The organism is Corynebacterium sp. LaCa_205 (genome assembly GCF_057458085.1).
This window is the reverse complement of the sequence record NZ_CP190931.1, coordinates 923,431-936,722: the sequence shown is the minus strand read 5'-3', so window position 1 is coordinate 936,722 and position 13,292 is coordinate 923,431. Positions and strand designations below refer to the sequence as shown.

The 13,292-nt window shown below is 52.5% G+C and carries 11 protein-coding genes and 1 pseudogene; 7 read left to right on the top strand and 5 right to left on the bottom strand.

Annotation, left to right across the window (positions count from 1 at the left end; all coding sequences use genetic code 11):
• Positions 1-2 precede the first annotated feature (2 nt).
• The 5 genes from ACP8J1_RS04630 to ACP8J1_RS04610 are packed head-to-tail and all read left to right on the top strand — an operon-like array spanning position 3 to position 5,921.
• A complete protein-coding gene (locus ACP8J1_RS04630; protein WP_023021811.1) occupies positions 3-995 on the top strand; it encodes a PD-(D/E)XK motif protein in 993 nt (330 codons plus the stop codon).
• Positions 996-998: 3 nt separating this feature from the next.
• The gene (locus tag ACP8J1_RS04625) at positions 999-2,978 is read left to right on the top strand and encodes a hypothetical protein (protein ID WP_023021812.1); all 1,980 of its coding nucleotides are present in this window, start codon (positions 999-1,001) and stop codon (positions 2,976-2,978) included.
• Positions 2,971-3,876: a hypothetical protein gene (locus ACP8J1_RS04620; protein WP_023021813.1), complete on the top strand. Its 906-nt coding sequence runs from the start codon at positions 2,971-2,973 to the stop codon at positions 3,874-3,876. Before ACP8J1_RS04625 ends, ACP8J1_RS04620 begins: the two co-directional genes overlap by 8 nt.
• On the top strand, positions 3,877-4,641 hold the full coding sequence (locus tag ACP8J1_RS04615) for a DUF6339 family protein (protein WP_023021814.1): 765 nt from the start codon (positions 3,877-3,879) through the stop codon (positions 4,639-4,641).
• On the top strand, positions 4,641-5,921 hold the full coding sequence (locus tag ACP8J1_RS04610) for an ATP-binding protein (RefSeq protein WP_023021815.1): 1,281 nt from the start codon (positions 4,641-4,643) through the stop codon (positions 5,919-5,921). Before ACP8J1_RS04615 ends, ACP8J1_RS04610 begins: the two co-directional genes overlap by 1 nt.
• Here the strand turns inward: ACP8J1_RS04610 and ACP8J1_RS04605 are convergent.
• The gene (locus tag ACP8J1_RS04605; RefSeq protein WP_023021816.1) at positions 5,918-7,873 is read right to left on the bottom strand and encodes a DNA cytosine methyltransferase; all 1,956 of its coding nucleotides are present in this window, start codon (positions 7,871-7,873) and stop codon (positions 5,918-5,920) included. The two genes, ACP8J1_RS04610 and ACP8J1_RS04605, sit on opposite strands and share 4 nt — an antisense overlap.
• Before the next feature lie 740 nt (positions 7,874-8,613).
• Positions 8,614-8,880: pseudogene (locus ACP8J1_RS04600) on the bottom strand (FAD-binding protein); the annotation flags it as partial.
• A gap of 131 nt (positions 8,881-9,011) precedes the next feature.
• Between ACP8J1_RS04600 and ACP8J1_RS04595 the strand changes: the two are divergent.
• Complete coding sequence (locus ACP8J1_RS04595; protein WP_023021818.1) at positions 9,012-9,500, top strand: GntR family transcriptional regulator; 489 nt, start codon at positions 9,012-9,014, stop codon at positions 9,498-9,500.
• Here the strand turns inward: ACP8J1_RS04595 and ACP8J1_RS04590 are convergent.
• On the bottom strand, positions 9,497-10,750 hold the full coding sequence (locus tag ACP8J1_RS04590) for an MFS transporter (protein ID WP_023021819.1): 1,254 nt from the start codon (positions 10,748-10,750) through the stop codon (positions 9,497-9,499). The two genes, ACP8J1_RS04595 and ACP8J1_RS04590, sit on opposite strands and share 4 nt — an antisense overlap.
• Before the next feature lie 112 nt (positions 10,751-10,862).
• Between ACP8J1_RS04590 and ACP8J1_RS04585 the strand changes: the two genes are divergently transcribed.
• Positions 10,863-11,381 carry a hypothetical protein gene (locus ACP8J1_RS04585; protein WP_232212585.1) on the top strand — a complete coding sequence of 173 codons (519 nt, stop codon included), beginning with the start codon at positions 10,863-10,865 and terminating at the stop codon, positions 11,379-11,381.
• Here the strand turns inward: ACP8J1_RS04585 and ACP8J1_RS04580 are convergent.
• Both ACP8J1_RS04580 and ACP8J1_RS04575 read right to left on the bottom strand, forming a co-directional pair.
• Positions 11,378-12,220, bottom strand: a complete 843-nt coding sequence (locus ACP8J1_RS04580) for a hypothetical protein (protein WP_023027839.1) — start codon at positions 12,218-12,220, stop codon at positions 11,378-11,380. The two genes, ACP8J1_RS04585 and ACP8J1_RS04580, sit on opposite strands and share 4 nt — an antisense overlap.
• A gap of 206 nt (positions 12,221-12,426) precedes the next feature.
• Entirely contained in the window at positions 12,427-13,275 is an 849-nt protein-coding gene (locus ACP8J1_RS04575) for a hypothetical protein (RefSeq protein WP_023021822.1), read from the bottom strand.
• Between the last annotated feature and the right edge of the window lie 17 nt (positions 13,276-13,292).

The window sequence follows — 13,292 nt, the reverse complement described above, 5'->3', positions numbered from 1 at the left end:
AAATGTCAGTTTTGAGCAAATCAGAATTTCTATTTCAGGCGGTTTCGAAGGATCAGAATCTCAACAATGGCGAGGAATGGGCACTAAGTACTGGTGTAGAAATTCCTGCCGGCGCCGTTCAATGCTTTTCCGGTTACGCAGGAAAAATTGGCCTGATTATACCTACTTCCCAGGAGGAATTCGACACCTTCGTCGATGACAGGAAGAGCAAGGCAATTCATCTGACTCGTCGAAAGGTCGTCAACAATGGAATCGACACCGACTTCCAAGCACGACTGATTCTTCGAGATTTGAATCAACGAAGCATCTTCTATTTCTTTGTAGATGAGCTTCTAGGTTTCCTCGACGGGAAAGAAAACGCATCAATCACTGACGTGTCGGCTTTTCTTGCGAAGTGGCGTCACTTCTTCTCCAGCGATAAGCAGTTCGTTATCGATCCGCAGGTTGAAGTTGGGCTCCTCTGCGAACTAGAAGTGCTGCTCGGTTTGCTTCGTGATGAAGTGCCCAATGCCGTCGAATCTTGGTACGGCCCAGAAAAGACGCGTCACGACTTCCTGCTTAACGACTGCGCGATTGAGTGCAAGGGAACGGCATCTGCGGACAGAATGTTGTTATCTATCCACGGCAGAAACCAGCTGGAAACCCCTAACAATAAACCGCTATACCTCGTATTTCGTCGATACAATCGCCATCCTGACGGAGCGCTATCGATTCCGTCCCTCGTTGAGGAGCTTCAAACATACCCTGCTTTCAATATTGAAAGCTTCACTGAAAAGATGCATCTCCTCGGGATAGATGTTTTCGATGAAGCACATTCAAAAGCCTTCAATAGCTATTTCGCGGTTGACGTCCATGAATTTGAAATCACTGAGGAGTTCCCACGAGTGGAGGTCAAAGACCCCGCGAACCGAATCTCCGACCTCCAATACAAAATTGACCTAGCCGGCCCAAGTTCTATCCCTGGGTACCGACCAATCCCCTCCTTCATTAAGTAACTCATGCCTTTTCACCACAAAAAGCCGTTCGATCCTTCCGGCGATGTCTACGCAAACTCGGTGACTCGAACGATGAAAAGCCAGGCTCTCTCTGCTTGGGACATGTTCACCCGCGAGACTTTGCAAAACAGTTGGGATGCCCGCGATCGTGCATCCCACGATGACGGCGTCACTTTCGCGATCGACTTTGTAGAGCTGAACCAACATCAAATCGATTGTTTAAAGAACGATGTCTTTGGCAACGACTTTGTCGGAATTCCGCAGCTTGAATCCGCGCTTGAGTCTGGCGGTCTGTCCGCACTGACTGTTAGCGATTCTGGAACGTACGGGCTTCGCGGCCCGAGTATTGCCACAGCTGCGGTAGACGGACCTACCGATTTCAACTCATTCGTTAGGAACATCGGTCGAAGCGACACCAAGAAAGTAGCCGGAGGTACTTACGGCTTCGGCAAAGGCGTCTTCTTCATCGCCAGCGAGGTTAAGACTATCGTCATCTACACGCGAACCAGCGATGAAAATGGTCAGCGTGTTAATCGACTCATCGCCATGTCTAATGCCGATGACTTCCAAGCTGACAATATCGCTTACACCGGCCGGCACTGGTGGGGAGAGCACGCCGTTGAGGAAACCGGCACGGACCGCACCGAGTTTGCTGAACCCTATACAGGCCAAGTTGCCGATGCAATTGCAGCAGTTTTGGGGCTCGACAGCTACTTCACTGAAGATCGGCAGACCGGTACTTCAATCATGATTTTGAATCCTAATCTCTCTGTCCAAGAAGACCAGGTTGAATCCGGCCTAGACAGCGGCCGCATTGTTCTTCAACAAATCGCAAGTTCCCTAACTCGTTGGGCTTGGCCACACATGATTGATATCGACACGGGTATGGATCCGATCGAATTCAGTGTTTCCTACAAGCGTGAGCAAATGAAGATTCCCGACCCAAAGAAGGATCAAGGCCTCCGTCCTTTCGTAATGGCCTACTCAGAGGCAGTTTCTAATCCAAAGCCGCCGTCAAATGTCTGGAATAACAGCTACTTTGGTCGTCTAACGACGATTTCCGGCAAGCGCCCTAAGAAGGATCTAGGCACGTTGTCGATCGTGAATTTGAACGATGCAATCTCCTCTGAGCAAACTGTCATCGGGCAAGATATTTCCAACCACGTTGCCACGCTGCGAAATCCCCGAATGATCGTCGAATATTACCAAGCTCCAGAAGCTGCAAACGGAAAACCGTATTGTGGAGTCTTTTTGGCAGACCCCGAGGCTGACCGCGTATTTGCCCGAAGCGAGCCGGCTGCGCACCACCAGTGGAACCGTGAGACGATTGCCCACGATGTAGAGCTTCTAAAAGAGTTTTGGGGAAGCACAAACAACCCTGTCAGTGTCTTCTTCACGAGACTGCGAGAAATGCTTCAATCAGTCGGACTTGAGAATGCCCGTCCCACTCGAAGCCAACATTTCCGCTCGGCGGCGGAACTGTCTAGTTCCCTAGGCACGCTAATTTCTAACGCAGAAGGCGGTACCAGCAACCGCTATATCAAGCCAAAGCCGAAAACTGTTCAACGCAAGAAATCCTCCTCGCGCGCGACTGCAAACTCTAAAATCGATTCCATTCGAAAGGCAGAAGGCGGAAAGCGCACAACGTTCAGCGTCGATGTACAAATTCCGTCTAATAAACTGCCCGCGGGATTGACGATTCGACCCGCAGTAAACTCCGATAAAGGTGACCTTTACGAACAGTTGTCGAAACTAGGCGTACCTGTTCCGAAGATTGAAAAGATCACCTTTACCGCAGACGAAGAAAATACAGCATCAAATGCATTAGCTTCCGCTGATGAACCGATCCTGCACGAATCGCCAGAGGCTTCGTTACTAGTCGACGTTTGGCAACCAAACGACACCGCCGTCTCACTTCAATTTGAGTTCGAGTACAACCTAAAACCTAATTCGTCTGTGATTGGAGAAAATTCAGATGAGTAACGCAGTCAGTTTTGGCTACAACCGTCCTTCCCAAGACTCCATCGAAATAATTGATTTCAAGGTCGTAATCGACGGAGAAGCATTCGACAGCAAAACGGAAGAGCTCCCGACTTGGAATTATGAATCCAAAGTGGAAGTCTTCGCAGAATTAGATTTCGACTTCGAGCGGTTTACCAAGGAATCGGGGTTCATTTCTTTCGCTGCCGATGAAGACTTACCGGAATATTCGGGGCTGATCTCTTGGTCCTGCAACAAGACTAGGCAACGCGGTGCAAGCCCTCGCCAATCGCTTCATGATGGCAAGAATACGTTGCACATTGAGCTGGACAGTTTGTTGCTCGGCGGAGAGCTTCAGATTGCAATCAACGTAGACCTCGAGACTCCAGGCGTAGCTTACGAGGACTTAATTCCGCCAGAGCGTCCTGGGGCGCGTCTATGGGCCAGCTATCCACTTCGGATTCGGTTAGAGGGCGATGGGTCACAAATGTCCATCACTCCCCTGGATTTCAAAGAAACCGGAATTCGCCCGCAACTGGCAATGTGGAAAGTACAGGTTTCTCCTGACGTTCTCCTGCCTGTTCAAGCAGGTCTGAGGATCCTCATCAACACAGCTCACCCCACTAGCCGCAGAATGCTTGAAAAGGGTTCTGGCAAAGAAAAACAGATGTGGGAGCGTTATCTCCAAACCGACATTGTTACGCAGCTTCTCCTACGCGCTCCAAGCTTGGACGAAATCGAAAACTTAGAAAGCCATAGCCTGTTTTCTGGCTCGCTAGCAGAAAGTATTTTCAATCTCGCCCAAGCACTATTCCCCGAGAAACCATACGCCGACATCGTCAACGATCCATCCACCCTTTTCGCGACTGTTCAAGCGTTTACTTTCAAGGAATCCAAATAAATGGCAATCACGTATTTCCCGCGACTCACCAACTCGGTCGCCATTTCGTTAATCGGGGATTTCTCTCGTTTTAGCGACCCGAGTGAACTTACGCAATTTGCCGCCACGCGACATGAAATGCAGTATCACGATCCACTTGCGACCCTGCTCGTCGAAGAGTCGGAGCTGTCGGAGGTAAGAAAGAAAATTGTTGCGCTCGCAAACGAACTTGGTTTTCCAGAGCAATTGGGGCGTCAGGCGGTAAGAAACTTCGACCAACCAGCGGCTGACATTCTCTACAACAGTATTGACCTGGTTCCAGCCGAAGCAGCGAACGGAGAGATCTGGAACTTTCTAACTCTAGTGCTGCTCCCTGACATCGCTGCTTGGCGCTACCCAAATATCGATGCAAAGTATGATTTCGAGCGATGGCTCGGCGGTGATCGAAATGTTTTCCGTAAACTCTGGTGGCGACAAGCCACGCTAGGGAAAACCCTTAACGAAAAGATCGGTGAAGACGAAGCCGTAGGCGTCATGGAGCGTCCGAGCTTGTCTGCCAATCCGATTATTGCGCGCGCAATCATTTCGGCTTTCGATGAGGTTTACAAGCACCACACGCAACTTGCTCGCTCCGAGGTCATGCGTCTGGCCACTCTACACGTCCGGCGCCTAGTGCCATTGATAGACTTCGATTTTTACAAGGAAGACGAACTGCGAGAGTTACTAATTCCAGTGATCGAAAATTCCTGCGTTGAATACGAAAACGAAAGGCGGACAAAGGACTAATGAATCAGATTTCTATCGCTCCCTCTGCACGCCGATTGACTACCTCCCTGAGAGATATCGGATACAGCTTTGAATCTGCAGTTGCAGATATTGTCGATAACTCAATTGCTGCCGGCGCCACAAAGATAGCAATCGATATCGAATTCGATGGCAAAGATTCCTCAGTCATCATTAAAGACGACGGTGATGGAATGACTGCGCAAGCAATCGACGAAGCTATGCGATTTGGTAGCCGACGTAGCTATGCCGACCAGGAACTAGGCCGTTACGGCCTTGGCCTGAAGACAGCATCGCTCTCGCAATGCAAGCGTCTTTCAGTCATCAGTAAGTCGAGCGCCGCTCCACTCCAAGCAAGGATTCTTGATCTGGATTTCATCCAGACAGTCGACGACTGGGTCACACTTGATCACAGTGAAGAGGAAGAAGTAATTGCTCTCGCCGCGGAGCACTTCGATGAAAGCGGAACGTTAGTCATTTGGAACAAACTAGACCGACTGCTGCCAGCCAAGTCTCCTGACAGTGGTTGGGCAAGGCGCCGTATCGAAAACCTTGCTCCAAAACTTTCTTCCTACTTGTCGATGGTTTTCCACCGATTCCTTTCCGGCGAAGCCTACGCAAAGGTGGACATTCAAGTTAACGGAGAATCGCTGAATCCTTGGGATCCTTTTGCACGCTCCGAGCCTCACACTCAGGAGCTCGATTCAGACGAATTTGAAATCGAACACGGTGACATCACAGGCACCGTCACGGTCAGGCGATTCCTTCTACCCCAGCGAAGCGAATTTAGTTCTCGCGAAGCTTTCGATGCTGCCTCCGGTATTGACAAATGGAACAAACAGCAAGGTCTATATATCTATCGAGCTGACCGCTTGGTCCAATGGGGCGGATGGTCCAAAATCCGCACGATTGATGAGCACACCAAGTTGGCTCGGGCATCTGTCGATTTCGGCACCACCCTTGACGACGCATTCAACATCAATGTCGCCAAAATGCGGGTGAATCTTCCAGGCCAGTTACGCAAAATGCTTGCAAGGCCAGTCAATGAGCTTTGCATTGCAGCAGACGCTGCTTACCGTCGTGAGAACGCGCGGAAACTTGTAGACGAGGAAAAACTGCCTGAATTCAAACCTGACTTTGGTGGAAGTGAATCCGGTGAATCTATCGGCCTAGCTCTCCGAACCGCGGCAGCTAGAACCGGTAACTTCAAGGCTTTGGAAGCAATCTCTGAGCTCCTCAAGGCTGAAATGCCGGAACTAGCGAAGCACCTCGGTTTCGATTAAAAGAGAACGTCAGCTGAGCCCGATGCAGTGTGTGCGTATTCGCACCACCGCTGCAACGGACACGAGCTGCACCGCGGACCTTCGCTTACGCACACGGTTCTACCTAATTCGAACAGAGCCAAATGAGCACTGCGAGAATTTTCATTTAGGCCAAGCAATCTTGCGATGCTGATTCGCCCATCGGATTGTTTGTTACGTGACTCTGTATCAGTTCCCTGAAAACGCGACGTAACACGCAAAATACCCTTCGCGACGATAACCGGTTCTTCGCTCTTACCTTCCACACCGGTTTCAGGCGAGGAAAGCTCAAGGATATTTCGTAGCGCAGGATTAGTCGCAGGAAATACGTCAGGATCGATGCTTGGCTTCCAAAACTCTGCAGGTTTTTCGTTAATTTTCTCTACGATTTGTGAGAACTTCTCACGACGTTTCTCAAAACGCTCGCCTTGGAACACACCCAAGACCGTCCTAAAAGAACTTTCTGGGACGCCAGATTCCCGCGTTGGTCCTTCCAAATTTTGAATCAATGGCCACAACATTTGGACTTGACCGCGCGTTGCTCGTTCCAGGAAGATTTCACAGACCAGAACGTGCCAACGATTTCCTTCTCGAATCCACGGCCACACGAGGTTAGCTTCGGACTGTTCGTTGTACCACTTAGAAAGGGTTTCCGAGGTCGCGATTGAGTCATAGGGCTTACTCGTATTTCGCTCTAGAGAATCGAGTACAGACTTTCCGATATTTTCGCCCAATCGAACTGGGACGGCGTTACCAATTTGTTTGAAAGCAGCACTCGGTGGACCGCTGAAGCGGAAGTCGTCTGGGAAGGTCTGCAGTCGCGCAGCCTCACGTACGGTTAAAGTCCGAGACTGGCGTGGGTGGATGAACCCATAGCCATCTTTAGCGATATGCGCAGTGATCGTCCTTGAAAGATCATTTTCGTCTAGCCGCTTGTACTTATCGTTGAAGATGTCTGATCGATAGCGCTGAAGATGAGCTGGAAGATCTGAGTACTTCGTATCTGATGTCATCATCTCAAAAGCGAGCTTGTCATCCTCACGCACAGGTCGTGTGATGTGGTCGTAGAGCCTACTAGCGTCCGCGTTCGAAACACCTCGGCGAATATACTTCTGGAACTCAGTCTTCGGACCTGAATATGTAATCCATCCATCAGCGCCTCCCTCAGGACGCCAACCACCTTCTACTTCAGGCATATCGCCAATTGCATTCCAGACAGTAACCTTTTTCGTCACTTCCTCTGGCCAATCGAATTTTACGCTGTCTCTAAGAGCTACAAGAATATAGCGCTGGCGGAATTGAGGAACCCCGTAACGCCATGTATCAATAACACGGCTTTCAACGCTGTAACCGGCTTGTTCCAGTTCCTCAATCATGCTTCGCATGATGAACATTTCATCGTCCAAAGCCATATCTGGAACGTTTTCCATGACAACAGCTTTCGGACGAGCAAGGAGGGCTACTTCCAAATACGCACGCCAAAGGTTTCGACGCTGATCGTCAGGATCACGCATACCTTTCTCAACAAGATAGCGAATGCCATTACGCCCAGCTTTAGAAAAAGGCTGACATGGCGGTCCGCCCGCTAAGACATCGATGTCAGCTTCTTTCATCAAAGAAGCAACTCGTTCAAGGCTTTCAGGAGTTGATAAATCCCAACTTGCTGAAATTCCGGGGAATCTAGCAGCGTGAGTCTCGACTGCGTAGTCGTAGTGATCGACTCCGAGCACAACTTCTATGCCCGCGTTAGTTAGCCCTTGGCTCAAGCCTCCGGCGCCAGCAAAAAGATCGACGCCGAGGACTGCTCCCTCTGCTTTCCTCCTCTTGGCGTATTCCAAAAGCTGCTCGACTGTCTCGCAGTGATCCGGATGCTTCGGAAGCTTCACATAAGGGCCGCGGATTTGTTTGACGGCGTACTCGTCGACAGTTTTCACATGAATAATTTAGCTAGTCAAAGGCCTCTCCCACCAATCTAGATTCAATATCTACACCCATATCCAGACAACAGAGCGAAGACCTGGCGCTTTGTCACGCGAGCGCTTGTGCAATACCCCCATCAGTAGCCCGCAATCTTTGCAAACCACAGATCAATACCTCGTTAATACTTCAACTTCCGACGCTTTCAATTCCACTGATGGATCCCACCAGAAGGATGAATAGTTTTATCCGAATGTCGGTTGTGTCACTCCAATCGTATTTCTGGGAAAACTTAATGTGTTCTTGTGGCTGGCAGTGTTGGAGAACTTAGCGGTTTCCGTGATTTGAGATATGCCACCTAAATGACAATCTCTCTCACCGTCGAGGAAAGAGACTCATTCATCTAAGCGTGCTTACACGCCTTTTCGCGAAATCGGGTTCCGCCCTTCGCGTATCGCACCGAAACATCTTTGGGTCCGCTGCACCGGTTTCAAGCGCCGTCGTCCGCACGAACCTTATGGCTCGGAAACACCTCGTTTCTAATTAAAAACTTATAATCTTCGTTGGATGGTGAACTAGCTTGAGAACACCATCTGTGCGTCACCATCCTTTAATCGTAATAGGTCGCGTCATCCAAGATTCCGCGGACTAATTCCGCGATATGCTTGGCATCGCTTCCTGTTCCCTGCTCAATCTGAGTGCGGCAGGAAAAGCCATCTGCGATGACGCCAGGCTCGATGGTGACCGTCCGGCCCTAGACATCTATTTCGAGGCTTCGGTTGAAGTAGCGGGAGGTATCGATAACCACCCCATCACCAATAGCGTTGCCGGCCACCGAAGTGCCACCACCGCGGCCGACCACGCTCCACCCACGCACCTTGGCCACGTCGATACCGTCCCAGATTTCCTCCACCGTGTGCGGCTTCAGCACCGCCGCTGGAACGCGTCGAAAAATTGACGCACCCGCTGTATACCCAGCCGGCCATGCCACGCCCTCCCGCAAAACCACAGAAGAACCTCGCACGCGAGGTCATGGACTATGTTCGCGACCAAGCCCAAGCCGGGGAAATGACACCGGGTACGTGTTACAGCGTGTACTAACTTTCAGAGGAGCTAGAGATTTCCCGCTCCCCTGTTCGCGACGGGTTGCTCCGTTTGGAAGAAGCAGACCTCATTGAGTTCTCCCGCAACCGCGGGTTCCAAATTGTGGAGACCAAGCTTTCTGACGTCGCGCAAACCTTCGACATGCGCCTGGCATTAGAGCCACGAATTGCCGCACGCGCCGCCAAGTTTCGCACTCCAGCACAAATTGAGCAGATGCGCGAAATCCTGCAAGCCATGCAAACCCATGCGCAGGCAGGCGATGAAGCAGTCTTCTTCTCGTGGGACAAGCGCCTGCATGACGTCATCTTAGAAGCCGGAGGCAGCACCCGAGCGCAAGATACTTTGGCAAGACTGCGCATGCATACCCGAATACTTACCCATTCAACGGTCCGTAGCGAGCGCTCTCTGACAGAGGTCAACGCACAACACTTGCACATCGTCGAGGCCATCGCGGATGGCGATGCCGCCGCGCTTGCCAACGCCGCCCTTCTCGACGCACGAGTCGAGGAAATCTGGGAGGCTCACACTGGTGAGTTTTAAAGGCGCTTCTTCTTGCGCAGCGGGATTCGGCGGACGATAGCGCGACGCTCTTGTAGCGTCTCACGTCCGCACAGCCAGGCCACAACGCCCATGGCGGCAACGCCCGCGCATACCGAGAAAGCTTTGGCGAAGCCGAAGTAATCCGCCAGGCCACCAACCACGATGGGGCCAAGAATCTGGCCAAAGTCACCGGCCATCTGGAAGGTGGAAAGCACCTGACCGCCGGAGCGCTTGTTGCCCACGACGTCGCCAATGGCAGCGGTCTGCGCCGGATTGATAATCCCGGAGGCGGCGCCGGCAAAAGCCGAAACCACAAGCAGCGTTGGAATAGTATCGGCCAAGCCCATAAGGCCCACAAAAAGACCAGTTCCCACGAGGCCGATGAGAATCATAGGGCGTCGACCATAAGTATCGGCCCATCTTCCAGAAAATTGTAAAACTGCAGCGTTACCCGTAGCGAATACAGCTAGAGCAAAGCCGGAGGCAGCGGCGCCGTTATGAAAGACCGAGACGGCAAACAACGGCAGCACGGAAACTCGCACGCCCATATTGATCCAGCTATGGGCAAAGTTGGAGGTCAGCACCGCGCGGTAGGCGGTATCGCCCCAGGCTTCCTGCAGGCGCATGGGCGGCAATTTATCCTTATTGGCCTGTTTGTGGTTGACGCGGGGCATTTGCCACCAGACAACGAATGCGGCGAGCGCGACGCCCACGCCGTAGATGAAAAATGGCCAACGAAAGCCCAGGAAGGACAGGCTGGCGCCAAGAACCGGGCCAGCAACATTACCTAGCAGGAAGGCTGTGGCATAGGTGGCAGAACACTTGCCGCGAATCGACGGCGGAGACATGCGCACAATTAGCCCCATGGCCGAGACCGTGAACATGGTCGAACCAATGCCGGCAAGCGCACGCAGGGCCACGATATGCCAGTAGCTTTGGGCAATGGAAACGAGTCCTGTGGTTACCGCGACTGTCATGAGCCCGATGAGGTAAACACGGCGTGAGCCAACGCGATCCACCAATGAACCGGACATCGGCGCAAATAGGAGGCGCGAGGCAGCGAAGATGGAAACCACCAAGCCCGCGGCGGCCATGGAGACATCGAAGCTCACCACAAACTGCGGCAAGAGCGGAGCGATGAGACCGTATCCCAACGCGATGATGAATGCGGCGGTGACCATAACCCAGATCTCGCGTGGAATGTGCGGTTTTTGTTCTGGGTTTATTTCCCCACTCTTCGTATTCATCATATCGGCTGCAACTCTAATCCTTCAGTTACGGGAAAGCCATTTTCGATCGCCCGTCGCACGTGCGTTCTAATGATGCGGGCTTGTGTCCGCACGGGACCCTAAGGTGATGGCCATGTACAAAGCACAAAAGAACTTTCCCCAGTCCACCCCGATGTTCCTCCCACGTTCCGCCAGCGAGATTGCCGCAGATTTGCTCTACCACGAATACGACACCATCGAGTCCATTACCGCTATCCTGCACCACCCACGTTCCCTGGCCCGCCCTACTCCCACCTGGCGCCCACCACTCAAGCAGCTGCCGACGGCCGCGGGTGGACCGGGCGGAGACTACTGCATGAGCATTACCCGCCACCGCGTGGGTTCACGCGTAAAGGCCCGAGTGCGCGGCTTTGGGCAAGACCGCATTCCCGCATACCTCATCACCATCCGCATAACCGAGAACTTTGGCCAAACGGTGGAACCTGCCGTGGCCGAAGGCTGGGTACGCACGCTTGTGCCGGCGGAGATGGTGGATGCTGTTCACGAGGTCTCTCGCGGCCCCAATGCCACCTATGTGTGGCTAGTGGATAGCTCTTATCAGCCGGTCCGCTCCCCCGAGTCGCTATTCGTCGGCTTGACCCAAGCCGCCTAAGCGGTCGCGGGCTGTTTTGTCTGCTGCCCCGGCACATCCGGTGCTGCATGCGGGTCAGGCGCGTGCAGGATCTTTTTCAATACTTCGCGGTTAAAGGTCACCGTGTAGTGTCGAGCGATTGCCTTGGGCATAAAACGCAAAACCAAGCAGGCGATGAGAACGGTAAAGACCTTGTCCAAGATGTCAGAGGTAAGGCCTTGCAGGATGATGGCCAGGCGCTCATCTTGAAAGATCAGCTCATAGAACTTGGTAAGGTTTTGCGGTTCCTGGCGTGGACGCCCGCTGAACGAAAAGATCAGGACATATACGCTCATCACGCCGGAGCCGATGCCCATACCGAGGCCGGAAAAAATGATCGACGAGAGCCTATTAAATACCCCGCGGCGGGCCATCAAACCCACGGCGGCGCCGATAAAGATACCCACAGGAGCAAAGGCGAGATCATAGGCAAAGTACACTCCTCCCAACACCGTGGTGGTCAAGCCCGTGGCCATGCCCAGCACAGGACCGGCGATGATTGCCACGATGGAGGTGCCCACGGCATCGAAGAACAACGGCACTTGCGAGCGCACCGTCAATGAGCCCAGCAATAAATTTATCGAGGCACCGAAGATGGGATACAAGAGAATGCAATTGGGCACCAACCCATACTGCGAGGTGTATAACAGCACCGCGGCCACCAAGAGCAGCACCCAGACGCTGGCGGTCAGATAAGATTCAAAAGTCACGGTCACCGTGGAGTACACACCAAGGACGGTGCAAAACCACGCGGCGAGCGAGAGTGCTACGGCGACAACGACAAGGACGTATCGCCACGTAGTATCGCGGTTCAATGCCATGGTTTTCCACTCCTCACAAGGCTTGGCCTGGGGCGAAACTCCCACCACAGGCCGGGAACCTTCTAAAGCCTAGTTGTCGGCGCGTGAAAGTAGCAAGACAATAAGGAATATATAATCTATACCCCTACCTGCAATGATGCTTTGAAAATGAGAAAGGCCCAGCCCCACCGCAAGAAGGCGGTGAGCTGGGCTATGGGAGTTAGGGTTTACTTATCTTCAGCTGCTTCGGCCTCGGATTCATCGTCCACGTCGGCATCATCGGTGTCGAAGTAGTCCTCCTCTTCGTCCCCGTCATCCTCACCGAAGATGTCGTAGACGTCCGGTTCTTCATAGTCTTCGTCATCGAAGGATACGAGCTGCGCTTCCCAGTCCAAAGCTTGCTCAGAGACAAGACCTAGGACGTCGAAGAGGCGATCGAAATCGGTGTAGGTACCAAGCTCGAGGGCCTCGGCAGGAACCTCCACGATGGGGACATCATCAAAGTCGGCGTTATCAAAGAGGGCGAGGCGGTCGGCCTCATCGAGATCCTCATCCTCTTCATCAACTTCCCAGGCGAGGGTGACGGCCTCATCTTCCATGTCATCTAGATCGTCTTCGTCGAAGTCGAAAGCGAGGAAGCGGACGATGGCAGAAGGGACACCGTCAATGGTTTCCACAAGCACACGCAGCTCCGAGTCATTGGCCACTTCAGCCACGACAAGGTGCGGGTTGAGCTCATCTTGGGAAAATTCTAATTCCGCAATGCGTTCATCGGTGCCCTCCAGCAGGTCGCGCAGGACGGTGACCACCTGGTCGGTAGCGATGTGGCGAGAAACCGCCTCCACGGCGTCATCTACAGAGAAGGCGACGGAGACCAACACTGCCTCAAATTCCTCATCGTCTTCATCAACGTCTGCCGCAGCGATATAGACATTTGCTGCAGGCAGGAGCGGATCGATTTCAATAAATTGGATTTCCAGATCAGAGGTGATCGGAACGAACATGACGTCATCATTGACGCGGGACTCGATGCCCTCGGCATCCAATGCAGAAGCAATATCTTCGAAAAAGCTCATGGTGGTTTAAAATCCAT